Consider the following 26,944-nt stretch of genomic DNA (forward strand, 5'->3'; position numbering starts at 1 on the left):
AAACATATTAAACAAAAAGAATGAATTATACATATAATACTTTTATTAAATTTATTACATTTATCATTTTTTTACTTTTGGTTTCTTGCAAAAGAGAAAAAAAAGATTCCGAGTTATTTTTTGTTCAAGGTAATGTAGCTTATAAAAAAGGTGACTATGAAAAAGCTGTTCAGTACTTCTCAGAAGCTATTCAAAAAACTCCATCATTTGCCGACGCCTATAATAATCGTGGATCTGCCAGATTAGCTTTAGGTGATACCGATAAAGCCATTGAAGATTTTGAGAAAGCAGTTTCATTAGATAATGATTTTGTCTTAGCAAAGTACAATTTAGGCGATGCACTTTCAATTACTTCGAGACTTGATGAATCTCTTCATTTATTAAAATCTATTGAAAAGAAATATCAAGACTCGTCATTCTATTTTGTTACATTGAGCAATATTTATTTACAAAAGAATAATTTTTCTGAAGCAAATCAGGTTTTGCAAAAGTCTTTATCTCTCAATCAACGAAACGATAAAGCTCTTACAAATCTCGGTTTTTTACAATATCAATTAAAGGAATACCAACAAGCAAAAGTAAACTTTGAAAAAGCTATATCGATAAATCCGAAGCAACATTTTGCTTTAAATAACTTGAGTCTGGTTTATGCATATGGAGGTAATTTTCAGAAAGCAATTGAATTAGTAGACAGAGCTATCGAACTACACAAAAATCTCGTTTACGAAAATAATAAAGGATTTTATCTGCTCAATACAGGGAATTTAACTGAAGGTAAAAAACTAATAAATAAAACATTGGAAGAAAATAATAGTAATGCGTGGGCAATCAGAAACCTCGGAGTATATGAAATGTTAAAGAAAAACCCTAAACAGGCGATTATACTTCTGGAAAAGGCTGACAAACTTAATCCAGATGTCGAATTACTAAACTATTATTTGGGTGAAGCCTACTTTTCTACTGGCAATAAACTGAAAGCTTGTCATTACTGGGAAATTGGATCACAACTGAAAGAGGAAAATTCAATAAAAAAATTAAGAGAAGTCTGCAAATAGCTTTTTATAATCTCTGAAAACTTCTGCGCTGATTTCGCCATCAACAATAATTTCTAAAAGCTTGGCTTTAGAACTTATTTTGAAAAAATGAACAAGCACTTTTTCTATTTCTTCGTTATTTGTTGCCAGGGCATATTCTATACCTGCATCATTACAGGTGTTTTTTGCATTAAACCTCTGTTCCGTAACGAAGTAATCATTTAACTCAATTTGCTTGTTTGGCCCATCAATTATTCTGAAAATATTTCCACCATGATTATTCAACAAAACGATTCTCAGATTAGCCGGCAAATAAACATTCCAAAACGCGTTTCTATCATAAAAAAAAGAAACATCACCAATTAAGCAAATTACTAACTGAGTAGTTGATAGCGCATTTCCGACAGCAGAGCTTAAAATCCCATCTATACCACTGGTCCCTCTATTAGCAAAAACCTGAATATTTTGGTCATCTGACAATCCTATGAGATTTGCATATCTGACTGGCATACTATTACCAAGATGAAATATCGAATTCTCAGGCAGTTTTTCTATTAGTTTTTTGACAGTTTTAAATTCAGAATAAGACGGATTTAATAAAAAATTAGACAATTTTAATCGAGTTCTATGATTTGCGTCTTGCCATAATCTAAAATATTCGCTATTATCATCTTCATTATCACCTTCTTTAAAGTTCATTATATCTAAATCACTAAATAATGTCTCAAAGAAATACTGGTCTGAAACTTCTATTTTATGTGTTAAAGTCTGAAATGGGTCTATTAATTCAGGATTTTCCTGTATGTGAAAGTGATAATTGGGTTTATAATTACGAATAAATTGTTTTAAATTTTTAGATATAATGGATTTACCACAAGTAATAATTAAATCTGGACTCATGGTCTCTAAAAAAGTCTCATTCTTTGATGAAAGGAAAATATCATGAGCTGAAATAACGTTTATGAAATTAACGTTTGAAATAATATCACTCAATACAGGGACATTAAACTCATCTGAAATATTTCTCAATATTTCAGATAGCTTATTATTTTGTTGTTGCCCAACGATAATAAGTTTTTTTTCACAACCTCGCCAGATTTCATAGAATCCTTCAAAAAAAAGATTAGATACTCTTTTTGAAGTAAAAACGCTTTCAATGATCCGAACCCTATTTTCAAATTTTATCTCCTCATGCGCAAGTGGATAAAATGGCTCACGAATTGGAATATTAATATGGACAGGACCTTTTGGAAATGCCTGAGTAAGATTTATTGCTTCGTTGATAATTCTTTCTATTTGCCAGACAGAATCATTATGTTTATAATCTGATGGCAGAGTATAGCTCTGCTTAACATGCTTACCGAAAATATTTTCCTGGTAAATTGTCTGTCCATCATACTGATTAATCCATTCCGGAGGTCGGTCAGCTGTTAAAACTAATAAAGGAATTTCCTGAAAAAAAGCTTCAGCCACAGCTGGTGCTAAATTATATGCAGCTGTTCCTGATGTACATACTAATGAAACAGTTTCGTCAGTCATTTGAGCGATCCCTAATCCGATAAATCCTGCTGAACGTTCATCACTGATACTATAGGTTTTAATATCAGGATGCCGAGCCATTGAGATTGTAATTGCTGCACTTCTCGATCCAGGACAAAGAATTGCGGTTTTAACATTTTTCCTGGCGCATATTTCAGCAATATTAAGAATAGGTTGTAATATAGCCATTTGAGTGTACAAAAAAAGGCACGAAATTCGTACCTTTTAAATTTATTTTGTCATTATAAAATTTTAACCTAAATAAGCTTTTAAAGCTTTACTTCTTGAAGTCTGACGTAGACGACGAATTGCTTTTTCTTTAATCTGACGTACACGCTCCCTTGTTAAGTTAAATTTCTCACCAATTTCTTCCAGAGTCATTGCTTGTTCGCCATTCAAGCCAAAGTAATAAGTAATCACTTCTGCTTCACGTTGAGTAAGAGTTGATAGCGCTCTCATAACTTCTCTGCGAAGTGAGTCATTGATTAACCCTTGATCAGGTTTTTCTTCACTATCATTTTCTAAAACATCTAACAAACTATTTTCTTCACCTTGTACAAAAGGTGCATCAACAGAGACATGGCGCCCAGAAATTTTCAATGTGTCAATTACCTCGGCAGCAGTAATTTCCAACACCTCTGCCAACTCTTCTGGAGATGGTTCTCTTTCAAATTTTTGTTCTAAGTCAGAGAAAGTCTTTGAAATCTTATTAAGAGAACCTACACGGTTTAAAGGTAAACGTACGATACGAGATTGTTCTGCTAAGGCTTGAAGTATGGATTGCCGAATCCACCAAACGGCATAAGAGATAAATTTGAAACCACGGGTTTCATCAAATCTTTGAGCTGCTTTAATTAAACCTAAGTTTCCTTCATTGATAAGGTCGCCTAAAGAAAGACCTTGATTCTGATATTGCTTTGCAACAGAGACCACGAAACGCAAGTTTGCTTTTGTTAAGCGTTCTAATGAAAGCTGGTCTCCGTCACGGATTTTCTGAGCAAGTATAACCTCCTCATCTGGCGTTAACAAATCAACCTTTCCAATTTCTTGTAAATATTTATCAAGAGATTGACTCTCCCGATTGGTGATTTGCTTACTAATTTTTAGCTGTCGCATATTAAGTCAGTGAACAGTTTTGTTAAAGAGTTTTACGATGCCTAATCATTCTTTTAAAGGTAATCAATAAAACGCCAAAAACCAATTTCTTTATTAACGTAAAAAATCTATAGTTTCCTTATTATAATGAACAATTAATTTTTGTTAACGGTTCTACCCGATTGACTCAATTAATTGTCCATGTTTAATTTTACAATTCATAGAAATGACTATCTAAGAAATTATTGCTTAGGCGGTCTTGGTAAAAGTACTTTTCTTGAAAGTCTGAACTTGCCTGTTTTAGGATCTACTTCAAGTAATTTTACTTGTAGCTCCTCTCCTATTTCTAATACACCATCCATACTTGGAAGGCGCTCCCAAGAGATCTCAGAAATATGCAATAAACCTTCTTTACCAGGTAAAAACTCAACAAAAGCACCAAAAGGCTGGATTGATTTTACTTTAGCATCGTAAACCGCACCAACTTCTGGTTGAGCAACTATGCCATAAACTCTCTTCTTGGCTTTTTCCATACTTTCGCCATTTGAAGAGAAAATAGAAACATAACCCTTACCATCTTTTTCTTCAATAGTAATAGTTGCACCAGATTCTCGCTGAATCTCTTGTACTATTTTACCACCAGGGCCAATCACTGCACCAATAAACTCCTTTTCAATTACAATCGTAAATGCTCTTGGTGTATGTGGTTTCAAGTCAGGTCTTGGTGCTTCAATTGCCTCTTTCATTTTACCTAAAATATGAATACGGCCTTGCTTTGCCTGCATTAAAGCTTGTTCTAATACTTCAAAAGAAAGTCCACCAATTTTTATATCCATTTGGCAGGCAGTAATTCCGGCTTCAGTTCCGGTTACTTTGAAATCCATATCACCTAAATGGTCTTCATCACCTAAAATATCAGATAAAACAGCCCATTTACCAGTTTCATTATTAGTTATCAGCCCCATTGCGATTCCTGATATGGGAGCTTTAATTGGCACCCCGGCATCCATAAGAGCTAAACATCCTGCACAAACAGTAGCCATAGAAGATGAGCCGTTGGATTCTAATATATCTGAGACCACACGAATGGTATATGGATTTTCTGAATCAGGTGGAAGAATTTTCTTTAAAGATCGCATGGCCAAGTTTCCATGTCCAATCTCACGTCTACCTGGACCTCTATTAGGTTTTACTTCACCAGTTGAAAATCCAGGGAAATTATAGTGCAAAAAGAATTTGCTATAACCAGAGGTCATTACCTGATCGACTATCATTTCATCAAGCTTGGTGCCTAAAGTTGCTGTGGTCAAAGATTGCGTCTCACCACGAGTAAATAGAGCAGCTCCGTGTGCTGAAGGCAAATAATCAACTTCACAAACTATCGGTCTGATCTCGTCTAATTTGCGGCCATCAAGTCTTTTGCGCTCATCTAAAACTAAATTTCTTGAAGCATAATATTGTATATCACCGAAATAAGTTTTTGCAAAACCTTTTTTCTCAGCCAATTCCTCTTCTGAAAAAGTAGCTAAAAACTCGTCTAAAATTTCACTGAATCCTTGTTTTCTTACTTCTTTCTGATTACTTCCTAATTGGCAAACAGCATATACTTTATCGTATAACTCTTTGTACATACGTTCTCTTAATTCTTCGTCATGTACTTCATGATTATACTCTCTTTTTTCAGTTTTCCCTAATTCGGTTTCAAATTCTTTTAATGCTGCGACCTGAATTTTTATTGCTGCATGTGCTTCACGCAAAGCTGCAATCATTTCATCTTCCGAACATTGTTCAGCCTCACCTTCAACCATTATAATATTTTCAGCTGTACCAGCAACGATTAAATCGATACTTGCTTTGGCAATTTCGTTAGAAGTCGGGTTGATAATATATGATCCATCAACTTTTGACACTCGAACTTCCGAAATCGGACCGTTGAATGGAATATCGGACGCAGCTAATGCTCCTGCAGCAGCTAAAGCAGCTAATGCATCAGGTTGAATCTGAGGATCAGCAGAAATCAAAATTACATTGACCTGTACTTCTGCATGATAATTTTCTGGAAAGATGGGTCTTAAAGCACGGTCAATTAATCGGCTGATAAGAATTTCATTATCTGATAGGCGCCCTTCACGACGTTGGAAACTTCCTGGAATTTTGCCTGCAGAACCAAATTTCTCTTGATAGTCAACAGAGAGGGGTAGGAAATCAATACCTTCCTTATGTTCTTTAGCAGCCACTACAGTGGCCAATAACATGGCATTTCCTGATCTCAATACAACAGAACCATCGGCTTGTCTGGCTAATTTTCCTGATTCAAGGCTAATCACTTTGCCATCAGGCATTTCGATGGTCTTTGAGTGAATGTTAAACATTTTTCGTTTAAGTATTAAAACCACGTGTCCGCTTTTAACGTGGCGATTTTTTATCCGAATTCCGCGGGGATAATTCAATGACCTTGAGAAAACAACTTTCAAAGTCCTGAAAATATGAATTGTTTGGTAGTTCTGCCTTAAAGACAATCAGAGAACGAAATATCATTCTCTGATTGTCAAATAAAAAATTACTTACGAATGCCTAAGTCAGCAATAATTGCTCTATAGCGTGCAATATCTTTCTTATACAAATAATCAAGCAAACGACGACGTTTACCAACCAGTTTTAACAAACCTGCTCTTGATGAATAATCGTGTTTGTGACTTTTGAGGTGCTCTGTAAGATGAGCGATACGATAAGTAAATAATGCAATCTGAGATTCTGCCGAACCTGTATCAGTTGCTTTTTTTTGGAAACCTTTGCCTTCAAAGATTTCTTCCTTCTTCTCCGTAGTTAAATACATTTGATGTTAACTTAGATTTAATTAATACTTAAACAACTACAAAGATAATACTTTATTTTCAAAAAAGAGTGAAAATACAGAAAAATAAACAAACATAACTTCAAACAGAAAAATGCTTTCTATTTCAACTAAGAATTACTTTTGAAATCGATTGGAATTCTTTCTTTTATCCTAAATTTTAAAGTATTAATTCGAGAAATTTCAAGACTTGACTTAAAATAATTATAAATCGTTAATATCAATAATAAAGTCTTTAGCAAAAAAATACCTGTAAGTCATTGACAAACAGGTATCTAATAACAAATGTTCAACTTAAACTTAAATTTTAAACGTGACGATGGCGAGATTCGAACTCGCACAGGCTAACGCCCACTACCCCCTCAAAGTAGCGTGTCTACCAATTCCACCACATCGCCTTTGGGTATGCAAAACTACATAAGGAGTAAGATTAATCCAAATATTAGACTTTTTAATTACAGGCGAAACAATTAATTGATTTAATATAGGCAATTTTTTTACTTCTGCTAATAGCTTTTTGAAATCTGCAAATTTTCAATTACCGATTAAAACCATACTGAATTTAATTGAATTTTTCCTCCTTAATTCACTTACTCTAAAAAAAGTATTTATCAGAACTCAGTTTTAAAGATTCCTACATATCAGAAAAATTATAAAAATATCGAGAATGGGTTATAAATAAAATGATCAAAGCACAATAAATAATTCCAGGATATTTTTTCAAATTATATCAAACCGTAATTTTTTTTAAGATTTAATAAAAATTTGCGTAGCTAAATAACTACATATATATTTGTAGTCAAATAACTACATAATGAATTTAAGAAGAGACGTTTTTCAGGCTATAGCAGACCCAACCAGGAGAGCAATTTTGCTTTTGGTAGCTTCGCAGTCAATGACTGCCGGTGCAATTGCATCAAATTTTGACACAGCAAGACCAACTGTTTCAAGGCACTTACAAATACTTATTGAGTGTGATTTACTTGAGCCGAACCAAAACGGCAGAGAAATTTATTATAAAATAAACGCAATAAAAATGAAGGAAGTAGCAGATTTTATTGAACCATTTAGTAAGGTATGGGATGATAGGTTTAATAAATTAGAATCTATCATGAAAAACTATCAGACTAAAACTAACTGCTAACAAATAAAACAGAAGATATGGAAAGAAAAACAAAGGTTCACGTAGAGGAAGGCAAACAAGAGTTATTCATAACAAGAGAATTTGATTTACCTATTGAATTACTTTTTAAAGCTTATGAAGATCCCGAAATTATTGAACAATGGATGGGAACGAAAGTGCTGAAACTTGAAAACAAGAAGCATGGCAGCTGGCATTTTGAGACAACTAACTCTCAAATAAATATAGTATTTGGCATGCATGGTGTAATTCATGAATTTATGCCAAATCAGAAAATAACACGAACATTTGAAATGGACAATGCTTCATTTGACGCACAGCTTGAGTTTCTGGAGTTTGAAAAATTAACCGATGATTCAAGTAGGCTAATAATACACATAATCTATAAGTCTGCTACAATCAGAGACCAGGTGCTGAAGTTACCATTTGTTCAAGGAATTAATATGGCACACAATCGATTACAAACCGTTGTTAGCCGTTTAAAATAAAGATAATGACAAATCCTAAAGTTGATTTTTACTTTAATAAAGACTCCAATTGGAAAAAAGAATTTGAGGCTTTGCGCAGAATCGTACTTGATTGTGGTTTAAATGAAGAATTAAAGTGGGGCGAGCCTTGCTATGTATATGATAAAGCCAATATTGTGCTTATTCATGGTTTTAAAGACTATTGCGCGCTTCTATTTTTTAAGGGGGCCTTGCTTAAGGATGCAAATGGTATTTTAATTCAACAAACTCAAAATGTGCAGGCAGCACGTCAGATTCGGTTTACAAGCATTACCAAAATACTTGAATTGAAATCTGTTTTAAAAGCTTATATTTTTGAGGCTATTGAAGTAGAAAAAGCAGGTTTAAAAGTAAAATTAAAAAAGACCGAAGAGTTTAACTTTCCTATCGAGTTTCAGAAGAAATTAGATCAAAATCCTGCTCTAAAAACTGCATTTGAAGCACTAAGCCCTGGTAGACAACGAGGATATATCTTTTATTTTTCTCAAGCTAAACAATCAACAACCAGAGAAAAAAGGGTAGAAAAATATTTAGAAAAAATTCTAAATGGCAAAGGTCTGGATGATTAATTAATGTATCAACTTAATCATTAAGTATTAGAATTTATTTTCCTTCTTCACAACACTTTGTTTAATATTTGAATGTAATTTAGTAGGGCAAAACTTTATCTGTTCAAAGTTAAAATTGAAGTTTTGATTTATACAATAAGAATTTAAAATCAATTTAGATATCATACAAACTATGACCTTGTCAGAAACTCTTGAAAAGCTCAAGTCATTAGGATGCGAAGAGATGCGTAAACAGAATATTAAACGTGGTGCTCGTACTAATCAATTTGGTGTAAAGCTGGGAGACATCCGACCAATAGCAAAAAAAATAAAGATCAACAATCAGTTAGCTTTGGAACTTTGGGATACTGGGATAATTGATGCCCGGCTCCTGGCAACATTAATTATTAATCCTAAGAAATTGACAAACGAAATTATCAATGAAATGGTAAAATCTGAAAAGTTTGTTCAAGTAGCTGATTGGCTTTATTCTTATGTAATAAAAATCTATCCTGATAATGAAACATTAAGAAAGGAATGGATGGATTCAAAGGAAGTAATGTGCGCCCGAGCAGGTTGGAGCCTAACGAGTGGGTGTGTAATCAGAAATCCGGATGTACTTGATATTCCGGCTCTACTTGATAGAATTGAGAAGGAAATGAAAGAAGCAGCACCAGAAGTACAATGGACTATGAATTTTACCCTGGGAAATATTGGAATCAACTTTTCTCAATATCGCCAGAGGGCAATTGATATCGGAGAGAAATTAGGTGTTTATAAGGACTATCCAGTGTCAAAGGGTTGTACTTCGCCTTTTGTACCCATTTGGGTTAATGAAATGGTTCGAAGACAGGCATAAAGTAGATTTAATAGGCTTTTTTTTTAAAACGGAAAATTAAAATCTGGTCCAAATCAAACATAATAACATGACAAAACGTAACAAAATTATTTATTGGATAGCTACCGTCTGGCTATCGTTGGGAATGGTCTCAACTGGGATCGTCCAATTAATTCATATGAAAGAAGAGGTAGAAATGATGATGCATTTAGGCTATCCTCTTTATTTCCTGACCATTATCGGTGTCTGGAAAATGCTCGGAGTTACAGCAGTACTTATTCCTAAATTTCCGTTAATAAAAGAGTGGGCTTATGCCGGCTTTTTCATTGCTATGTCTGGCGCTGTGATTTCACATATAGTTGTAGGTGATAATATTAAAGAAATATTCGGGCCTGTTTTATTGATAGTATTGACCATAGTTTCATGGTATTTCAGACCTTTAGAAAGAAGATTAATTCCGGCTTAAATAGAATTAGTAATATTAAATCGATAATTGTCTGATATTATTAATCCACAAATAAATCGAATAATATAAAACTATGAACAAAAATAAGATAGAGTTACCCCCTCAAGAACAGACAGACCTATTCAAAACCTTAAAAACTCGTTTTGAGAAAAACATATATCGTCATAAAGACCTCGAATGGGATAAAATACAAACAAAGATTGAATCCAATCCTGAAAAGATATGGGCGCTCAATGAAATGGAAATGACAGGTGGTGAGCCCGATGTAATTCGATATGATGACAAATCAGATGAATACATTTTCTGTGACTGCTCTCCCGAAAGTCCTAAAGGTCGAAGGAGTATATGCTATGACCATGAAGCATTAGAAGCTCGAAAAGAGCATAAGCCAGCCGATAGTGCCATAAATATGGCAAGTGAAATGGGTATTGAGATTTTATCAGAAGCTGAGTACAAAGAACTACAGAAAATAGGTAATTTTGACTTGAAAACCTCAAGCTGGGTGCAAACACCTGTTGAAATCCGAAAGCTTGGTGGTGCAATTTTCTGCGATAGGAGGTATAATCAAGTATTTGTATATCATAACGGAGCGGATTCTTATTATGCGGCAAGAGGCTTCAGAGGTATATTACGTGTATGAATCTGAAATTGACGCTTAAGGCTCATAAAAAAGACCTTCAAAGCAAGATTTGAAGGTCTTAAAAGCTTGTGATCCCGCTGGGACTCGAACCCAGGACCCATACATTAAAAGTGTATTGCTCTACCAGCTGAGCTACGGAATCTTCTTTTCATTATCTACTCTAAAAGAAGAATAAAGGTTGTTATACGTTTTGTGATCCCGCTGGGACTCGAACCCAGGACCCATACATTAAAAGTGTATTGCTCTACCAGCTGAGCTACGGAATCTTTTGGTGCTAAATCGGGATGAAGAAATGGAAGAAAAATAAATTTTTATTACTTTTGCTTTCTCTATCACTTTTGAGGTCTTAGCCCCTTTCCTGAATCGCGGTGCAAAATTACACTTTTTGGTATTATGATGCAAACATACTTTCTGAAATTTCTGAAAAAACTTTTTCTACTATTTTTCTTTCTAATACAAACCATTGATAGTCAAGCTCAAAGAAAATTATATTTAACAGCAGATTCTTTATTTAATCAAAAAAAATTTGATGAGGCAGCCGAGACTTATGAAAAAATTCTAATTTCATCGGTAAACTTTAATCCCAAGATATATCTTAAACTTGCTTACGTTTATGAGAATAAAGGAGATTTTGTAAAGGAATTATATTATCTTAATTTATATTCTTTTCGATTTGCCGACGAGCGCGTATTTGAAAAGATTTATACAATTGCTACAGAAAACGGATATAGTGGATATGAAAAAAATGATTTGAATTATTTTCTCTATTATTTCAGACAATATTCAATTTATGTATGGATAGGTTTTTTATTAGTAGGAATATATGTCTTTACAATTTTTATTATTAAAAGATCAAATAATCAGTTCACACCTACTCATCATAAAGTAATATTTTTGATATATCTGATATTTTTATCTGTGCTAATTAATCTTCCAAATAACTATCGGACTGTAATTATCAAAAATGAGCACGTGTACTTGAGGGATTATCCGTCTGCAGGGTCACACATTGTAGGTACTATTAGCGAGGGGCATCGTTTGAACGTTATTAATTCAGAAGATATCTGGTATCAGGTCTTGTGGGACGGTAAGTTCTGTTATGTAAAGCAAAGCGATATTTTATTAATACATTAAGAATGGAAGCAAATTAAAACATTTTTTTCGGCTCAAGAAAATTCTTTTTGAGCCGAAAAAGATTAAGTTAATATGCACTTGAAACCTCTTTCTTTTAACGGATTAAATGTACTATGCCTTTGAAAATCTCATCAGAGAAATGTAATAAATAAAAGTAATCGCCAGTCGGTTCTTTATCTCCGCTCCATCTGAAGTTCCTGTCTGGGGTAGTGTAAATCAATTTCCCATATCTGTTAAAAATCTCAAATTTTACAAACTGTCTATTACAATTATCTTCCGGAATTGCCCCAAGATTAAAATAATCATTAAATCCATCGTCATTAGGTGTAAAAGTATTAAAAGGTTGTAATGGATTTTCAGCTGAGAGATTATTTTTGAGTACTAATCTGACACCCACTGTATCCTGTTTCTGATCACAGGCCTTATCTTGCGCAAAGAACTTAATTAAAAATTCTTTAGAATCTTTCCCCTCTAAAAGAGCACAGTTTGGCAACCATGTAAAAATACTTTTTACTTTACCAATTCCTTCCTTAGCATCAAAATTCATGGCAGCACTCTTAAAATCAAACCCGTCAGCTGACGCTATTAAGTTAATCACATCTTCATCAATATCTAAACCCTCAACTTCAAATTTTACTTCTGAGATACTTGTCGGAGAAAGTATAACCTCAATAGCATTATCGGATAAGTCTGTGGATATAATTGGAGAATTATTCGGGATTGACTGTACAACAACTGGTACTGCATAGGTAGTTTGATTACTAACACCACATCTAAAATCTCTTGCAACAAAATCTAAAATTACCTGCTTTTGCTTTACTGCCTCACAATTTGGAATAAACCTTAATACTGATTTTACGCGCCCTATTCCGTTTTGCGAAGGAAATGTAAACCCAAGAGCTCCTAATGAAAAACTTCTACCAGAACCCGCCAATGAAAGTGTATCCTTATCCTCGTCGTCCCCAAATACTGTAAACTCTAAAGTATCTCCAAACATTACAGTTGGTAAATCAACAAGTGAGGTAGTGATTACCGGGCGATTATTATCAACATCCTCAAAATTAACTCTCATCCTAAAATTTCTTATTTGAGGTACCGGACATCCGTTGTCATAAATACTTAAAATAAATTCAGCAGCCTGATTATTTTTGGTAATAATACAATCGTCTAAGCAAAAAGAATTTTTCAAAGTGTCCGAATTTTGAATAAGTATATTGGATATAGCAGGAATATTAATTTTTTTTGTATCAAAGTTTACTCCTCTTGCAGTTATAGTAATTTTTTGGTTTATGTCAGGGTCAAAATATAATATATCAAAGCATCTTTTATCTCCTTTTTTGATGGTTATAATTTCTCCTTCCTTAAAAAATGAATCTGTTCCCTGACTTTTTACCATAACCTGAGGAGGGATATTAATTTTGCAATCAACTACTTTTAATTGAAAATCTCTTTTTACGCGCCCGATCATTATGCCCTTTCTGTATTCATTCACCATTACAGAAAAAACATACAGCCCTAACTTGTCTGGTTTAACAAAAAGTACTCCAGTAAAACGATCTATTCTAAGTGGTTCTGGTCCGGGAATTACATTATTCAGTGATGTACTATCAACCCAAGTAGCCTCAGGATAACTACTTCTTCCGATACTAACCGGATTGGGGTTTTGTGAGGTTGAGTAACCAATCCAAGGTGTTATCAACTCGTATGTGAGACTATCTCCATCGGGATCAGTAGCACTAAAATCCATTTCAAAATTCTGATTGATGCAGAGATAGTCGGCTACCACATCTTTAAAATGTGGTGAATTATTCGCGATAGTAACAGGAGGAAATTCAGTATAAAACACCATACCCACTGCGCTTGGATTTCTGATATTTGTAATAATTGTATTTCTACAGCATCTTTCCCACACAATCGCATACCCCCCCGGATCGGAAAAAGTGGTTTCAGGAAGATTTAAGTTGGCTCTATATTTAATCAAGAGTGTTTGTAAATCCCCTTTTGAGCATGCAGGGTCAATATACTGAATTAAATCACGATAAACTCTTTGGCACACTGCCTCTCCTATTCGTGCCAGATCTCTTTTACGAATAAAAGTTAAAGTAATTGAAATATCTTCGGCCGCCGGGCGTCCGTTAATTGCATCAAAATAAAGATTCAGAGTAACTTCATGTGTTATTCCAGGAGACGGATTTTTCACTTGAACTAACTCTATCTCACCACCAACTATGTGAGTAGCAAATGATTTCAGAGTGATTGTCAGAAAAAAAACAATGTAGAAATACTTTTTCATATGCTCTGGGTAGTGTAATTTTTAATAGTCTGGGCATCGCCAAATGCTATGACGTAATTTACCTACAAAAGGTTGAATTTTGAAGTTAAAGCTAAGTTAAATATTTTTGCGGTAAATTTAACTGAACAGACAATCAAACAAATGGCCAAAAACAAAACATTCGTCATTGAAAATATTGAAGTAGAAAATTTCGCAGCAGAAGGAAAATGTTTTGCAAGGCACAATGGTCAAATAATTTTCATTGAAGGGAGCAACGTTTCTCCAGGAGATAAAGTAAAACTTTGGGTTAATAACCGAAAGAAAAACTATGCTGAGGCAAATGTTTTAGAATTAATAGAGAAATCATCTTTACGCATTGAGCCTTTTTGTCAGCATTTTGGTGTATGTGGCGGATGTAAATGGCAGCATATTCCTTACGAAAAGCAGTTGGAACTAAAATGGCAACAGGTAAACGATCAGTTACATCGAATCGGGAAATTAGACGTTCCTCAAATTAACCCAATTTTAGGTTCCGAAAATATCAGGTTTTATCGAAATAAATTAGAATTTACCTTTTCAAACAGTCGATGGTTTACAAAAGAAGAAGCCACCAAAGGAGAAGACCATGATAAGAATGCCTTGGGATTTCATGTACCTAAACGCTTTGAAAAGGTATTGCCTATTGAAAAATGTTTTCTACAAAAAGACCCATCGAATCAAATAAGGCTTGTACTCCGAGATTTTGCTAATAAGAATGGGTATTCTTATTATGACCATATTGCTCACCAGGGTTTCTTGAGAAATATTATGATTCGAACATCTTCAACGGGAGATATAATGGTAATGGTGCAATTTGCACAAAAAAACGAAGATGCAATTGAGTCAGTTCTAAAACATTTAAAAACTAATTTCCCTGAAATCACCTCTTTAAATTATGTACTTAATCAGAAAAGAAATGACACATTTTATGACCTGGAGGTACATACTTATCATGGAAAACCCTTTATTGAAGAAAAAATGGAGGATTTAATTTTTAGGATTGCTCCAAAATCTTTTTATCAGACAAATTCTGAACAAGCATTTGAGCTATATAAACTAACAAGAGAATATGCCGATTTAAAAGGCACAGAATTAGTATATGATCTATATACTGGTACTGGAACCATTGCCAATTTTGTTGCAAAAAAAGCAAAAAAAGTTATAGGTGTGGAATACGTTGAGGATGCAGTAGAAGATGCTAAAGTCAATTCGAAAGTAAATGGCATTACAAATACAGAATTCTTTGCTGGAGATATGAAGAAATTTCTAACTCATGATTTTATTGCAACTAAAGGCAAACCTGATGTGATTATTACGGATCCTCCTCGCGCCGGAATGGATGAACCAGTAACTAACACTATCTTAGAAGTGGCTCCAAAAACTATTGTATATGTAAGCTGTAACCCGGCTACTCAGGCACGGGATTTATCAATACTAAGCAATAAATATGAAATTGTAATTGTTCAACCGGTTGATATGTTCCCGCATACTCATCACGTTGAAAATATAGTAAAATTAGAATTAAGGCCGAGTTGATATATAAATGATAATAGGTTATATCAAATATATTCTAAAGCTTAATGTTTTCGTCAAATCGAATTACAGAAACTATCATATAAAACCAGTTATTTGGGCTTTTGAACGATTCTCTTTTACTATTGGTTTTTGCTAATTTTATTAATTATAGTTTCGTCGCTTGATTCTTTTGTAAATTCTTCTTCAGAGTAATTATCAGGCAATAAATTGGCAAAGCCATTGAATTTCCAATAACCTTTTAATGTAACATCTGCTGGTCGGTTGATTAAACCATTTGAGGAAAAGCTACTATATCCTTTAGTTAAGAAAATAACTGAATATTGGTAAGGATAATCGGTGAGGAAAGACTTTGAGTCAGGTTTACTCTTCAAAAAAATTAAAAGCGGCATTTCAGAATGAATAACAAACAGTTCTCTATCTTTATCAAATTCAAAGATTTCAGAGTTTTGAACTGGTGTAAATAGCCCATCTTTAACTTTATTCGCCAGTGTTGATTTTTTATAGTCTAAAGACTTATAATCATCAATTTTAAAAACCTCAAACCTATTTTTATTCAAGTTATTTAAAGCAAGTGCTAATAAAAAATTCTGGAAAGAATCATAAAAAATTTCTTTTCTATTTTTTTCCCATTTCTTTTTCGGATTACTATTAACCGAATCCATTATTTCGAAAAATTTCTGACCCGAAGCGTGGGTTGAAATTCCATCAGTCTCAAATTTTTCCATCTGAAATAGTATTTTATAACCTAAAGCCCTATTTTCTATTATGATGGGATCATTTGCTGTAGCAATTAGCTTATTATCTTTGTCATATTCTAATTCTATAGCTTCAAGGTTAAGTATTTTGCATTGCCTTGCTAACTTTGAATTACCTAATAACGCTTGCTCAAATAATTTCCTTTTTTTTCTCAGAAATTTGCCATAAGTATCCGAATCCATAACTTTCTTTAAACTATTATCGTATTCCAATTGAAATTTAAATAATTGAATTTCAGTTGAAAAATTAACTTTTCGTTTAATTGTTTTATGCCCGGTAAGCAAAACTATTAACTCAATCTGAGAAAATTTATTAGGGATATTAATCAGGAAATTACCGTTTTCGTTGGTAATTATTCCAATTGAAGTATTATTTACAAAAACATGGGCAGACTTCGCAGGATTTTTTTTCTCTTCTGTAATTATTCCACTAATTGTCCAGAAACCAGACTGAGAAAATCCAGAAACAGATATCCACAAAAGAAAATATAAAATTGATAATTTTGCCTTCATAAAATTACTTTTGTCATTTATGACAAAGCAAGTTAAACAAAATTATACCTTAAATAATAAAAAATATAACTATTTAATGTTATTTAAACTTAAGATAAATTCATGCAGAGTCAGACTTTACAAGAAATGCAAAAAGTCTTAGAATGGAAATTCGGTCTCTTCATCGAGATTACGTGCTTGATTAGCTTTGCTTCCAAAGGTCATTGAACCTCCGGTAGAAGGCGGATTCCCCCCTTGTTCAAAACTATCTAATGAATTAGTTGTTGGGAATGGTTTCGGATTATTAAAATCTGTAAAATTATCCTGAATCGGTGTGTAGAATCCGTCCAAATCAGTAAACTTGGTATATTTACCGATAAACCTTAATCTAACTGTATCAACGGTACCGCTTCGGTTTTTTGCAATAATTACTTCTCCAACACCTGCTGTTGGATTTCCGTTTTCATCCTGAGTAATCTTATAATATTCTGGGCGATATAAAAACATTACCATGTCAGCATCTTGCTCGATAGATCCTGACTCACGTAAATCAGAGAGTTGAGGTCGCTTGTCGCCACCTCGAGTTTCCACAGCACGGCTTAACTGAGAAAGTGCGATTACTGGTACATTAATTTCTTTTGCAAGGTTTTTTAATGAACGAGAAATTGTGGCGATCTCCTGCTCTCTATTACCGGACTTTCCTCCACCAACTTCGGCTGTCATCAACTGCAAATAATCAATAATTACTAATCCAATATCAAATTGAGCTTTCAATCGACGGCATTTGGCTCTTAACTCAAGTACAGATAATGCAGGAGTATCATCAATATAAATCGGCGCTTTAGATAATCTGTCTATCCTATGGTGTAATTGTTGCCACTCATGGCTTTCTAATGTACCTTTCCGCAGTTTTTCACTATCTATTTCAGCTTCTGCAGAAATCATACGAAGCATTAGCTGTGTTGAAGACATTTCTAAAGAAAAAATAGCAACAGGTGTATTCCATTCTACTGCGGCATTTCTCATGGCTGATACAACAAATGCAGTTTTACCCATAGCAGGTCGAGCTGCAATAATTGTTAATTCTGTATTCTGCCAACCGCTGGTAATGCGGTCAAGCTCAGTAAAACCACTTGCAACACCTGTTAAACCATCTTTATTATTTTTCTTTTTTTCAAGTTCTTCAATAGTGGCTCGCATAATTGAACTTGCATCAGCATAGCTCTTCCTTATATTTCTTTCTGATATTTCAAAAAATGTCTGCTCTGTTCTATCTAATAGATTAAAGACGTCTGTAGTATCTTCAAATGCATCACGAAGAATATCTCCGGCAACCCGTATCATGTCTCTCTTGATAGCTGATTGTGAGATTATACGCGCATGCCATTCTATATTAGCAGCAGAATTAACTTTACTTGTTAATCGGGCAAGATATTGAGCACCACCTATAAATTCTAACTCTCCAAGGCTTCTTAACTGAGAGGTAACTGTGAGGAGATCAATAGGTTCAGATTTACCAAAAAGAATCAAAATTGCATTATAAATCCTTTGATGTGCTTCTTTATAAAAACTGGCAGGTTGTAATATATCAACAACAGTTGTTAGTGCATCTTTTTCAATCATCAAAGCACCCAAAACTGCCTCCTCTAACTCAATTGCCTGGGGAGGGAGTTTACCTGACTCACTACGAGCTGTTTCCAAAAAGAAATTTTTGCCAAATCCTCTTTGGTTCTGGTTTCTGTTTGATTGATTATTTGGGTATCTTTGTTCCATAATATTAATGCAATGTTAAGAAAAATTACTTTCTCAAAAAACAAAGCTATTGTTAAGAACTATTACCATATAAAGGTAAACAATTGATTATCAATCTTTAACTTTGTGTTGTTTAATTTTTTGTGGAAAAAACATTTGATTTTGTGAATAATTTTTGATTTTTGACATTAAAATTCAATTACCTAAAGTAAAAACTAAATTTTCGGTTCTTACGTTTAAAAATTTTATTAATAAGTTCTAATAAACCAGTAATCAAACTAACAGGATTTTGACAGAAAAAGTATTCACATTGGACGAAGTGTCATTGATAGATTTTCTCGGAGTAGAAAATAGTAATATCAAAGTAGTGGCTGCTGCTTTCCCACAAAGCAAAATTATTTCGAGAGGAAATCAAATCTTAATTAAAGGAAATAATACAGAAATAAACAAAATCTCAGATATATTAGAATCTTTACTTGAGCATTATCAGAAATATGGAAGGTTAAGTAATGAACAGGTAAAGAACTATATCCAACAGGACATTGAATCGGCAAATCATGAGACAACCGACGAAGATGTTATACTTTATGGAACGAGGGGAATAGTAGTAAGAGCCAAAACTGCCAATCAGAAAAAAATGATTGAGGCTGCTCAAAAGTATGATATTGTTTTTGCAACCGGGCCTGCAGGAACCGGCAAAACATATACTGCCGTCGCTTTAGCCGTAAAAGCCTTAAAAGATAAAGAAGTAAAGAAAATTATCATAACAAGACCAGCCGTTGAAGCTGGTGAAAACTTGGGTTTCTTACCTGGTGATTTAAAAGAAAAAATTGATCCATATTTAAGGCCTATCTATGACGCACTTGATGATATGATACAAGCTGAGAAGCTGAAGTTCTATATTGAAAACAGAACAATTGAGATTGCGCCTTTGGCTTATATGAGAGGCCGAACCTTGAACAATGCTTTTATTTTGCTTGATGAGGCACAGAATACAACACCTATGCAAATTAAGATGTTTCTCACCCGCATGGGTCCCTTATCCAAAACAATTATTACTGGTGATAAAACACAGGTTGATTTACCCAAAAATCAAAAGTCTGGCTTGGTTGATGCTTTAGAAATTCTAAAGAATATTAGTGGAATTGGTTTTGTTGAATTAGATGGTAGAGATGTGGTGCGCCACAGATTGGTTAGAGATATATTAAATGCCTACGAAAAAGTCGAAAGTAAATAACTCATTCTAAGCAACCTTAGGCTACTATTCGCACGTCATTAGAGCATGAAAAAAATTCTATATATTTCTTTATTAATCCTGATTTGCCAGGAAGTGTTGGCACAAAAAAAAAATTTTTGTGCCAATGCTGCAATTGATTCTATTCGTTTGCGCCAAGAACCTTCCACAGGAATTAAAAAAATACGATTTGAGCAAGCTCTCGAGAATCTAAAATTGAATAGTAGTACTAAAAGCCGGCTAAGTGTAGCAGATGATGAAATTATCAGAATACCGGTTGTTGTGCATGTAATTCATAACCAGCAAAGTGGGGCAATTGCCGGAACAAATATACCTGATGAACAGATTTTTTCCCAGGTTAAAGTATTAAACGAAGATTATCGCCGCAAAGAAGGAAGTATGGGCTTTAATAATAATCCTATTGGAGCAGATACACAAATAGAGTTTTTTCTTGCATCTAAAGATCCTGACGGGAATCCTACTACAGGTATAACCCGGCATTATAATTCTACTTCAAGTTATAGTCTTATTAATGATAATGACCGACAAAAGCTATCAAATATTGTCTATTGGGATAGCAACAAATACCTGAATATTTGGGTGACTGCTTACAGAGAGCCCTATATAGGTTATGCTGAGTTTCCTTACGCTGAAACCGTTGATGGATTAGAGGATGAGATTCCTGAAAGTATGGACGGTGCATTTATTGATTACAGAGTATTTGGTAAAAAGACAGGAACAAATACAGAAGGGCTATATAGCTTTGGCAGAACAGCAACTCATGAAATTGGTCACTGGCTGGGTTTGATTCATACCTGGGGCGACGAATATTGTGGAACAGATTATGTACAGGATACTCCGCCTACGAGTGGATCAAATAGTACAGCATTTTGTAAAGACACCTATTCGAGTTGTAATGGCACACGAACAAGAAATCTTATTGAAGATTATATGGATTATTCTCCTGATTCTTGCATGAATATTTTTACAGAAGGGCAAAAACAAAGAATCAGAGCGGTATTAGAATTGAGCCAAAGACGAAAAAGAGTTGTTAATTATGCCAGATTTCAATTGCCCCCGTCAAATATACTTGATGTAGCACTTATTCCTAATCCTACCACGAAAGATAATGTAAAAGTACAGGTTTTACTACCCGACTTTCAGGATTTCACTATTTCATTAACTGATATAAGAGGCAGGAAAATTTATTCAGAAACATTTAGTGATTATCCAAGTACAATAGTTACTCTTAAAACTTATGATTTGCCGGCTGGAATTTACATTATGAATGTTGTCTCCAAACAAGAGCGTGCCACAAAGCGTCTTGCAGTTTTTTAAATGCAGGCATAGTCATTTTTTCTTTTCAAGGTCTCTTCTATTTTCCAAACACCTTTTAATTGATTACAATTGTCTCAGAAACAAAAAACAGCAATTGATAAACACTTATTTCATATTTTAACGTTAGCTTTGTGCCAAAAACAAAAACCTAAACACAGGTGAGAATTAGCAACAGCCAAAAATGGAAAATTTAATTAAAGTAAGGCCAAATTTTGATGAAATTTTTATGAATCTTGCCAAAAATCTTGCCCAACGTTCTCATTGTGTAAAAGCGCAGGTTGGTGCTGTTTTGACAAAAGATACAAGAATTATTTCAATTGGCTATAATGGCCCACCTTCGGGAACGCATAATTGTGATGAGGATTTTCCAGAAGAAGGTTGTCCAAGAGATTCAAAAGGAAGTTGTTCATTGGCGCTTCATGCAGAGCAAAATGCTATATTATATGCTTCAAAGAACGGTGCTAATCTTGAAGGTAGCACTCTTTACGTAACACTTTCTCCTTGTATAGCTTGCGCTCGCGTTATTTTCTCAATGAAAATTAAAAAAGTGTTTTTTTTGGAATCCTACGCAAAATTTAAAGGAATTCCGACAGATGAAGGGGTAGATTTTCTAAGAAAATTTGGAATTGAGGTGATAGAATTTGGGGGTAATTAATGAATCACACCCCCATGTCCATGAACGTGCCCATGAGCTATTTCATCAGGATTAGCATTTCTGATTCCAAGAATTTTTCCTTTAAAATGTAATGTTTCACCTGCCAGCGGATGATTAAAATCTAACATTACGAAATCAGGATGTACTTCTACAACTCTACCATTCATTCTATGTCCCTCTTCGTTTGAAAACGGAATAAAATTACCAATTTCTAACATTCCTTCAGGAATAGTGCCATTATCAATTTTAAAGTTCTCAATTGGGAAATCAATTATAGCTTCTGTATCCACTTCTCCATAGCCTTCTTCCGAACTTACCGAAAATTCAAATGTGTCTCCTACACTTAACCCAATCAGATTTCTTTCAAAAGCTTCCGGAAGTCCACTCATTCCATGAATAAATACAATGGGATCTGCTTCATCTGAAACTTCAATAATTTCTCTATCTTCATTATCTCCTACATATAATTCATAAATAGCCGTAACTACTTTTTTTTCTTCAACTTTCATAATTATAAATTTAATTTATCACTTTTAGGATAAATGTAAAAAACTAAATATTTTATTATTTCTTATTTTATAACTTTGCCACAAACGTACAAATTCTACCTCTATAAATGAATTTTTTAGCACATTTATTTCTTTCAGGTGACGATGAAGAAATCCTGGTTGGTAATCTTTTAGAAGACTATATAGTAGGTAGAATTGAACATCCCCGGAATCAACATTTCTCAGAAAATATAAAGAATGGCATATTATTGCATCGTCTGATTGATAGCTATATGGATACTCATGCTGTAGTGAGTACATGTAAATCTGTTCTTTATAAAAATTACCATAAATATTCATCTGTAGTAATAGATATTTATTTTGATCATTATCTGGCTAAATATTGGCATTCATATTCAACTGAGCCTTTTGAAGATTTCAGAAAACGTGTACACGAATCATTTAGAAAATATTGGAACGTGTTACCAGAAAAAATGAAACCTACAATTGAATCAATGATAAAACATGACTGGCTAAAGAATTATGGAGAATTCTGGGGAATTGAAAGATCATTAATAGGTGTGGCCAAACGAACAGCATTTCAATCAAATATGGAACAGGCAATTAATGATTTAAAGATTCATTATGTTTTTTTTGACGATAATTTTAATCTTTTTTTTCCTCAGATGATTCAACAATGCACTAATTTTCTAACAGACAAAAACTACTCCCATAACTACATAATTGTTTGAAAAATGATGATAGAAATACTTAAATCAATCAAAAAAGATTCGTTAAAACCTTTGTATTTTCTTCATGGAGATGAACCTTTTCATACGGAACAGATTATTGAAAAAATTCAGCATTTGGCTATTCCGGCACACGAAAAAGGATTCAATGAATTTGTACTTTTTGGCAAAGATCTAAATGTTGGGGCAGTTTTAAATTATGCAAGACGGTTTCCGATGATGGCACAAAAGCAATTGATTATTGTCAAAGATGCAAACCAAATTCAGGGTATTGACCAAAAAGAGAATCAAAAACTCTTAGAAGAATATGCTTTAAACCCTTTACTTTCGAGTATTTTAGTGCTTTCGTTCAGTAATGTACAGGATGAAAGAAAAGGCTGGATTAAAGCCTTTACTAAATATGGTCAAATTCATAATTCAAAAAAATTTTATGAGAATCAACTTCCTGAATTCCTCGCAGATTATTGTCATTCAAAAGGAGTTAAAATCAGCATGAAAGCCATCCAATTACTTATTGAACATATTGGAAATGATTTAAAAAGACTTACCAGTGAAATTGATAAAGTAGTAATAAACTTAAAATTAGGAGAAGGAATTGATGCAGATACTATCCAGAGATTTGTAGGCATCAGTAAAGAATATAATGTATTTGAATTTCAAAAAGCTCTGATTCAGAGAGATGTAGTAAGGGCAAATCAAATAAATATTTATTTTGGAAATAATCCTAAGGATAACCCTATACAACCCATTTTAATTATTCTATACAATTTTTTCAGTAAAGTCCTCTTAATCCATGTTTCAAACGATAAATCAGAAAGTAGTATTGCCTCATTATTAAAAGTAAACAGTTTTTTTGCTAAGGACTATCTTAATGCAGCAAGAAATTACTCTTTAAATAAATTAGTTTCTGTAATTCATTCGATAAAAATAGCTGACTTAAAATCAAAAGGGGTTGAAGCAGGAGAGGAAACTGAAGGTGATATTTTACAAAAGCTGACTTTTGAAATATTACATTAATAGTATCTGTATTCTATTGATTAGTATTTGTTGTTTAAATAGTACCAATCATTTTAAAAGTAGTCAAAATTAACTTACTGATCCTTATTCTAACCTTGTCTTTTAATAGAATTTCCCTGTATTATATGATTTTTTCTTCTTATTCTATGTTTTCTTTTCAAATCTCTTTTTAAGAAATTGTAAAAACTGGCAAATTATTAATTTTATTTGCTATAATTTAGTAAATATTAGGAATGTATTTAGCAGAAATCACTTAAAGTACTGATAGCCAGTGGAAACAAAGAAAAGAAAATTGTCCTTTTCAAATAATCCTGTTCAAATTGATTCACTACCTAAGTATAGTTGGATAGAGAGAGATACTCTGCTACTTCATATTGCTTTTCAGATTTTTATGGACGCACTTGAAAAAGATAAGGTATTAGAAGTAATTGATTGGGATTGTAATGAAGAATACCGAACTGTGAGAAGATATATCATTCAGTTAAGAAATTGGTGGTTAGAAAGAAAAGATAAAGATCGTCTGAAAGAAATAGATTACTCGGATGAAAAACAGTATGAGGAAGACAGTACTTATCTGCATATGTTGATGCTCATAAGAAAATATTTGGTAGTATAATTTTCTTTACACTCTTAAACTTCCGTTTCACCCTATTCTTTCAAAACATTTTTAGTAATAATCCATAAATCCAGATCTCGCATAGATTAAATCCTTCAATTAAAATAATCATTAAAATTAAATAACTGAAAAATTATAAAAAGGTAAATTATTTTTATAATCAAGAAAGGTTGTGCCAATAATGAACACCAATTTTCTTGATTTTAGAATTTGCAAGTTGATTCTATTAAAAAACACCTGTGCTTTCTCACTCAAAATTCAAGTGCACAATAAGATTTAAACACTTATTTATCAAGCATTTAGTCTTCAATGAAAACTTATTTCAGAATTTATAATGTATTTATTATGTCGCCTTATAAATGACATAATAAATATTTGCTTCGTTTTTTCCGATTTGATAAATTTACAAGTACCCTGAAATCGAAAGCCAAACACTAATACTACAATCAGCATGAATACCAAACTGAGCAATCTGTGTTGTTTCATTAATTGTGTCCATTCTTTCTAATAAGCTGAAATTTTATTCCACGCAAAAAATATCAACTTATGGAAAAACATTGGGCTAAGAATATTTCATTACAACTTTATACATCTGACCTAAAGGAAACCCAACGGTTTTATTCAGTTGTTTTAGGAATTGATTGCGATTCTCTTTCGCAATCACATGTGATATTTTCTTTCGAATCAACAATTTTCGTTTTTACAACTAATCGCAATATTACCATCAATTATCCTTTATATATCAATTTTGAGGTATATGATTTGGACAAACTTTGGGAGTCAATTCGATTTAAAGTCGATACAATTATTCCAATTTCTGATACCGTTGACGGCATTTTCAGGGAGTTCATAATCAACGACAATAATGGTTACTGTCTTAGGTTCTATGAAAAAAACCAAACTAACCAGCTAAGTCTGGACTTTTATAATCAAGGAATAAGAGAATTATCAGCTCGATAAAATAAAAATTGGTATAATTGATATGAAGCATCTACTTTCTTTAGCATTGAAGATATAACCAGTCGTACTATACCTTTTTAGAAGAGGCATTTAGGCTCATAATGTTTTTAATTTTTAATGTACATAAAAAGGTTTCAATAAAACCAGTATTTTAATATTCAATAGTCCAGTTACAATTAACTGCCTGAATTCGATTAAGGCATTTTACAAGATAGTAATAAAAAATCCTTATAGATGATGAAGTATATTGGTAAACCAAGAGGTCTGGCTGCATTATTATCAGACATTGAAATCAATTCAAGTCCATCGTTACATTTTCAGGGAGTTGAAAACATTGATATTTCATTGATTAGAGTAAACCCTAACCAACCAAGAAAAGATTTTAAAGATGCCCAATTAATTGAATTAGCAGAGTCAATCAGGATTCAGGGGTTAATTCAGCCAATTACAGTTAGAGTGAAAGGGACTCATTATGAATTAATTGTCGGGGAGCGCAGATTAAGAGCATGTAAATTGGCGAGACTATCAAAAATACCAGCCTTTATCCGACATGCTGATGATGAAGCATCTGCTTTAATGGCGTTAGTTGAAAATATTCAGCGAGAAAACCTAAACGCAATAGAAATAGCTCTGAGTTTTGAAAGAATGATTATAGAGTATCGATTAACTAATGAAGAATTAGCTGCAAGAATCGGTAAAGACAGAAGTACTGTAAATAATTATCTGCGCTTATTAAAATTACCGTCTGAAATACAAAAAAAAATTATATCAGGAAAGATATCTATGGGTCATGCCAGAGCTCTTATAGCATTAGAAAAACCGGAATTACAAATAAATATGCTGCAAAAAATTTTAAAAGAAGGCCTATCAGTCCGGCAGGTTGAAGAGATGGCCAAAACTCTACCCAAAAAAAATTCCATTAAATCTTCAGAAATACAAAAGTCTTCATTGCAAGAATATATTAATTCAACCGTTAAGTCTTTAGAAGGAAACCTTATTTCAAATGTAGAATTCAAAACAGAAAATGGTGAATCAGGCAAGGTAATTATTGAATTTTTCAACCAGCTTGACTTAGAAAGAATAATGGTTCATTTAGATAAAGTCTTTAAAAAATCTGCTGATAAATTATAATTATTCTTTATCTTTGCATTTAATAAATTCTGCAACTCTACTTTCCTTATTACTCAAATCGTTTGCTTTAAAAAATTAAATTCTCACTGAAAATTCATTTTCATTCTACTCACCT

The 26,944-nt window shown here is 33.2% G+C and carries 25 protein-coding genes and 3 tRNA genes; 17 read left to right on the forward strand and 11 right to left on the reverse strand.

The window, feature by feature from the left end; translation table 11 throughout:
* Nucleotides 1-20: 20 nt before the first annotated feature.
* Nucleotides 21-1,055, forward strand: a complete 1,035-nt coding sequence (locus H1R81_RS23405) for a lipopolysaccharide assembly protein LapB (RefSeq protein WP_181843177.1) — start codon at nt 21-23, stop codon at nt 1,053-1,055.
* Here H1R81_RS23405 and menD read toward each other — a convergent pair.
* From menD to H1R81_RS23430, 5 genes are all read right to left on the reverse strand, one after another.
* Nucleotides 1,035-2,762, reverse strand: coding sequence for a 2-succinyl-5-enolpyruvyl-6-hydroxy-3-cyclohexene-1-carboxylic-acid synthase (gene menD, locus H1R81_RS23410; protein ID WP_181843178.1), 1,728 nt, complete (start codon nt 2,760-2,762; stop codon nt 1,035-1,037). The genes H1R81_RS23405 and menD overlap by 21 nt on opposite strands.
* A 63-nt stretch (nt 2,763-2,825) precedes the next feature.
* A complete protein-coding gene (locus H1R81_RS23415; protein ID WP_101725972.1) occupies nt 2,826-3,689 on the reverse strand; it encodes an RNA polymerase sigma factor RpoD/SigA in 864 nt (287 codons plus the stop codon).
* A gap of 221 nt (nt 3,690-3,910) precedes the next feature.
* The gene (pnp, locus tag H1R81_RS23420) at nt 3,911-6,040 is read right to left on the reverse strand and encodes a polyribonucleotide nucleotidyltransferase (protein WP_181843266.1); all 2,130 of its coding nucleotides are present in this window, start codon (nt 6,038-6,040) and stop codon (nt 3,911-3,913) included.
* Between the two features lie 188 nt (nt 6,041-6,228).
* Nucleotides 6,229-6,504, reverse strand: a complete 276-nt coding sequence (gene rpsO, locus H1R81_RS23425; protein ID WP_181843179.1) for a 30S ribosomal protein S15 — start codon at nt 6,502-6,504, stop codon at nt 6,229-6,231.
* A gap of 332 nt (nt 6,505-6,836) precedes the next feature.
* Nucleotides 6,837-6,920: transfer RNA gene (locus H1R81_RS23430), tRNA-Leu, on the reverse strand.
* A 416-nt stretch (nt 6,921-7,336) separates the two neighbouring features.
* Between H1R81_RS23430 and H1R81_RS23435 the strand changes: the two genes are divergently transcribed.
* The 6 genes from H1R81_RS23435 to H1R81_RS23460 all read left to right on the forward strand — a co-directional run bounded on the left by H1R81_RS23435 (nt 7,337) and on the right by H1R81_RS23460 (nt 10,661).
* Nucleotides 7,337-7,666, forward strand: coding sequence for a helix-turn-helix transcriptional regulator (locus H1R81_RS23435; RefSeq protein WP_181843180.1), 330 nt, complete (start codon nt 7,337-7,339; stop codon nt 7,664-7,666).
* 17 nt (nt 7,667-7,683) lie between these two features.
* On the forward strand, nt 7,684-8,151 hold the full coding sequence (locus H1R81_RS23440) for an SRPBCC domain-containing protein (protein ID WP_181843181.1): 468 nt from the start codon (nt 7,684-7,686) through the stop codon (nt 8,149-8,151).
* 5 nt (nt 8,152-8,156) lie between these two features.
* The gene (locus H1R81_RS23445; RefSeq protein WP_181843182.1) at nt 8,157-8,738 is read left to right on the forward strand and encodes a YdeI family protein; all 582 of its coding nucleotides are present in this window, start codon (nt 8,157-8,159) and stop codon (nt 8,736-8,738) included.
* Between the two features lie 172 nt (nt 8,739-8,910).
* Nucleotides 8,911-9,576, forward strand: a complete 666-nt coding sequence (locus tag H1R81_RS23450) for a DNA alkylation repair protein (RefSeq protein ID WP_181843183.1) — start codon at nt 8,911-8,913, stop codon at nt 9,574-9,576.
* Nucleotides 9,577-9,643: 67 nt separating this feature from the next.
* The gene (locus H1R81_RS23455) at nt 9,644-10,021 is read left to right on the forward strand and encodes a DoxX family protein (RefSeq protein WP_181843184.1); all 378 of its coding nucleotides are present in this window, start codon (nt 9,644-9,646) and stop codon (nt 10,019-10,021) included.
* 73 nt (nt 10,022-10,094) lie between these two features.
* Nucleotides 10,095-10,661, forward strand: coding sequence for a DUF4256 domain-containing protein (locus H1R81_RS23460; RefSeq protein WP_181843185.1), 567 nt, complete (start codon nt 10,095-10,097; stop codon nt 10,659-10,661).
* A gap of 69 nt (nt 10,662-10,730) precedes the next feature.
* Here the strand turns inward: H1R81_RS23460 and H1R81_RS23465 are convergent.
* Nucleotides 10,731-10,803: transfer RNA gene (locus H1R81_RS23465), tRNA-Lys, on the reverse strand.
* Between the two features lie 51 nt (nt 10,804-10,854).
* Nucleotides 10,855-10,927 (reverse strand) — tRNA-Lys (locus H1R81_RS23470).
* A gap of 127 nt (nt 10,928-11,054) precedes the next feature.
* On the opposite strand from H1R81_RS23470, the gene H1R81_RS23475 reads away from it, so the two are divergent.
* The gene (locus H1R81_RS23475; protein WP_181843186.1) at nt 11,055-11,795 is read left to right on the forward strand and encodes an SH3 domain-containing protein; all 741 of its coding nucleotides are present in this window, start codon (nt 11,055-11,057) and stop codon (nt 11,793-11,795) included.
* A gap of 94 nt (nt 11,796-11,889) precedes the next feature.
* Here H1R81_RS23475 and H1R81_RS23480 read toward each other — a convergent pair whose 3' ends face one another.
* On the reverse strand, nt 11,890-14,088 hold the full coding sequence (locus H1R81_RS23480; protein WP_181843187.1) for a gliding motility-associated C-terminal domain-containing protein: 2,199 nt from the start codon (nt 14,086-14,088) through the stop codon (nt 11,890-11,892).
* Nucleotides 14,089-14,229: 141 nt separating this feature from the next.
* Here H1R81_RS23480 and rlmD point away from each other — a divergent pair, with 141 nt between their 5' ends.
* Nucleotides 14,230-15,642 (forward strand): 23S rRNA (uracil(1939)-C(5))-methyltransferase RlmD, encoded by a 1,413-nt coding sequence (gene rlmD / locus H1R81_RS23485; RefSeq protein ID WP_181843267.1) that lies wholly within the window; start codon nt 14,230-14,232, stop codon nt 15,640-15,642.
* Nucleotides 15,643-15,761: 119 nt separating this feature from the next.
* Here rlmD and H1R81_RS23490 read toward each other — a convergent pair whose 3' ends face one another.
* Nucleotides 15,762-16,910, reverse strand: coding sequence for a carboxypeptidase-like regulatory domain-containing protein (locus H1R81_RS23490; RefSeq protein WP_181843188.1), 1,149 nt, complete (start codon nt 16,908-16,910; stop codon nt 15,762-15,764).
* 138 nt (nt 16,911-17,048) lie between these two features.
* Nucleotides 17,049-18,662 carry a replicative DNA helicase gene (gene dnaB / locus H1R81_RS23495; protein ID WP_181843189.1) on the reverse strand — a complete coding sequence of 538 codons (1,614 nt, stop codon included), beginning with the start codon at nt 18,660-18,662 and terminating at the stop codon, nt 17,049-17,051.
* Between the two features lie 268 nt (nt 18,663-18,930).
* Between dnaB and H1R81_RS23500 the strand changes: the two genes are divergently transcribed.
* The 3 genes from H1R81_RS23500 (at nt 18,931) to H1R81_RS23510 (ending at nt 21,868) form a co-directional block, all read left to right on the forward strand.
* Entirely contained in the window at nt 18,931-19,878 is a 948-nt protein-coding gene (locus tag H1R81_RS23500) for a PhoH family protein (RefSeq protein ID WP_181843190.1), read from the forward strand.
* Nucleotides 19,879-19,923: 45 nt separating this feature from the next.
* On the forward strand, nt 19,924-21,213 hold the full coding sequence (locus H1R81_RS23505) for a M43 family zinc metalloprotease (RefSeq protein ID WP_181843191.1): 1,290 nt from the start codon (nt 19,924-19,926) through the stop codon (nt 21,211-21,213).
* A gap of 181 nt (nt 21,214-21,394) precedes the next feature.
* Nucleotides 21,395-21,868, forward strand: a complete 474-nt coding sequence (locus tag H1R81_RS23510) for a dCMP deaminase family protein (protein WP_181843192.1) — start codon at nt 21,395-21,397, stop codon at nt 21,866-21,868.
* Here the strand turns inward: H1R81_RS23510 and H1R81_RS23515 are convergent.
* Nucleotides 21,865-22,377 (reverse strand): peptidylprolyl isomerase, encoded by a 513-nt coding sequence (locus H1R81_RS23515; RefSeq protein WP_181843193.1) that lies wholly within the window; start codon nt 22,375-22,377, stop codon nt 21,865-21,867. The genes H1R81_RS23510 and H1R81_RS23515 overlap by 4 nt on opposite strands.
* A gap of 107 nt (nt 22,378-22,484) precedes the next feature.
* On the opposite strand from H1R81_RS23515, the gene H1R81_RS23520 reads away from it, so the two are divergent.
* The 5 genes from H1R81_RS23520 (at nt 22,485) to H1R81_RS23540 (ending at nt 26,829) form a co-directional block, all read left to right on the forward strand.
* Nucleotides 22,485-23,108, forward strand: a complete 624-nt coding sequence (locus H1R81_RS23520; RefSeq protein ID WP_181843194.1) for an ACP phosphodiesterase — start codon at nt 22,485-22,487, stop codon at nt 23,106-23,108.
* Nucleotides 23,109-23,114: 6 nt separating this feature from the next.
* Nucleotides 23,115-24,122: a DNA polymerase III subunit delta gene (holA, locus tag H1R81_RS23525; protein WP_181843268.1), complete on the forward strand. Its 1,008-nt coding sequence runs from the start codon at nt 23,115-23,117 to the stop codon at nt 24,120-24,122.
* Between the two features lie 271 nt (nt 24,123-24,393).
* Nucleotides 24,394-24,738 (forward strand): hypothetical protein, encoded by a 345-nt coding sequence (locus H1R81_RS23530; RefSeq protein ID WP_181843195.1) that lies wholly within the window; start codon nt 24,394-24,396, stop codon nt 24,736-24,738.
* 546 nt (nt 24,739-25,284) lie between these two features.
* Entirely contained in the window at nt 25,285-25,698 is a 414-nt protein-coding gene (locus H1R81_RS23535) for a hypothetical protein (protein ID WP_181843196.1), read from the forward strand.
* Between the two features lie 234 nt (nt 25,699-25,932).
* Nucleotides 25,933-26,829: a ParB/RepB/Spo0J family partition protein gene (locus H1R81_RS23540; protein ID WP_181843197.1), complete on the forward strand. Its 897-nt coding sequence runs from the start codon at nt 25,933-25,935 to the stop codon at nt 26,827-26,829.
* The last annotated feature ends 115 nt before the right edge of the window (nt 26,830-26,944 follow it).

The sequence above is a fragment of the Emticicia sp. BO119 genome (assembly GCF_013912375.1).
GTDB lineage: Bacteria > Bacteroidota > Bacteroidia > Cytophagales > Spirosomataceae > Emticicia.

Bases quoted from the DNA above. Each gene is read 5' to 3' on its own strand.
- H1R81_RS23405 (WP_181843177.1), top strand. From the start codon at position 21: ATGAATTATACATATAATACTTTTATTAAATTTATTACATTTATCATT.
- menD (WP_181843178.1), bottom strand. From the start codon at position 2,762: ATGGCTATATTACAACCTATTCTTAATATTGCTGAAATATGCGCCAGG.
- H1R81_RS23415 (WP_101725972.1), bottom strand. From the start codon at position 3,689: ATGCGACAGCTAAAAATTAGTAAGCAAATCACCAATCGGGAGAGTCAA.
- pnp (WP_181843266.1), bottom strand. From the start codon at position 6,040: ATGTTTAACATTCACTCAAAGACCATCGAAATGCCTGATGGCAAAGTG.
- rpsO (WP_181843179.1), bottom strand. From the start codon at position 6,504: ATGTATTTAACTACGGAGAAGAAGGAAGAAATCTTTGAAGGCAAAGGT.
- H1R81_RS23435 (WP_181843180.1), top strand. From the start codon at position 7,337: ATGAATTTAAGAAGAGACGTTTTTCAGGCTATAGCAGACCCAACCAGG.
- H1R81_RS23440 (WP_181843181.1), top strand. From the start codon at position 7,684: ATGGAAAGAAAAACAAAGGTTCACGTAGAGGAAGGCAAACAAGAGTTA.
- H1R81_RS23445 (WP_181843182.1), top strand. From the start codon at position 8,157: ATGACAAATCCTAAAGTTGATTTTTACTTTAATAAAGACTCCAATTGG.
- H1R81_RS23450 (WP_181843183.1), top strand. From the start codon at position 8,911: ATGACCTTGTCAGAAACTCTTGAAAAGCTCAAGTCATTAGGATGCGAA.
- H1R81_RS23455 (WP_181843184.1), top strand. From the start codon at position 9,644: ATGACAAAACGTAACAAAATTATTTATTGGATAGCTACCGTCTGGCTA.
- H1R81_RS23460 (WP_181843185.1), top strand. From the start codon at position 10,095: ATGAACAAAAATAAGATAGAGTTACCCCCTCAAGAACAGACAGACCTA.
- H1R81_RS23475 (WP_181843186.1), top strand. From the start codon at position 11,055: ATGATGCAAACATACTTTCTGAAATTTCTGAAAAAACTTTTTCTACTA.
- H1R81_RS23480 (WP_181843187.1), bottom strand. From the start codon at position 14,088: ATGAAAAAGTATTTCTACATTGTTTTTTTTCTGACAATCACTCTGAAA.
- rlmD (WP_181843267.1), top strand. From the start codon at position 14,230: ATGGCCAAAAACAAAACATTCGTCATTGAAAATATTGAAGTAGAAAAT.
- H1R81_RS23490 (WP_181843188.1), bottom strand. From the start codon at position 16,910: ATGAAGGCAAAATTATCAATTTTATATTTTCTTTTGTGGATATCTGTT.
- dnaB (WP_181843189.1), bottom strand. From the start codon at position 18,662: ATGGAACAAAGATACCCAAATAATCAATCAAACAGAAACCAGAACCAA.
- H1R81_RS23505 (WP_181843191.1), top strand. From the start codon at position 19,924: ATGAAAAAAATTCTATATATTTCTTTATTAATCCTGATTTGCCAGGAA.
- H1R81_RS23510 (WP_181843192.1), top strand. From the start codon at position 21,395: ATGGAAAATTTAATTAAAGTAAGGCCAAATTTTGATGAAATTTTTATG.
- H1R81_RS23515 (WP_181843193.1), bottom strand. From the start codon at position 22,377: ATGAAAGTTGAAGAAAAAAAAGTAGTTACGGCTATTTATGAATTATAT.
- H1R81_RS23520 (WP_181843194.1), top strand. From the start codon at position 22,485: ATGAATTTTTTAGCACATTTATTTCTTTCAGGTGACGATGAAGAAATC.
- holA (WP_181843268.1), top strand. From the start codon at position 23,115: ATGATAGAAATACTTAAATCAATCAAAAAAGATTCGTTAAAACCTTTG.
- H1R81_RS23535 (WP_181843196.1), top strand. From the start codon at position 25,285: ATGGAAAAACATTGGGCTAAGAATATTTCATTACAACTTTATACATCT.
- H1R81_RS23540 (WP_181843197.1), top strand. From the start codon at position 25,933: ATGATGAAGTATATTGGTAAACCAAGAGGTCTGGCTGCATTATTATCA.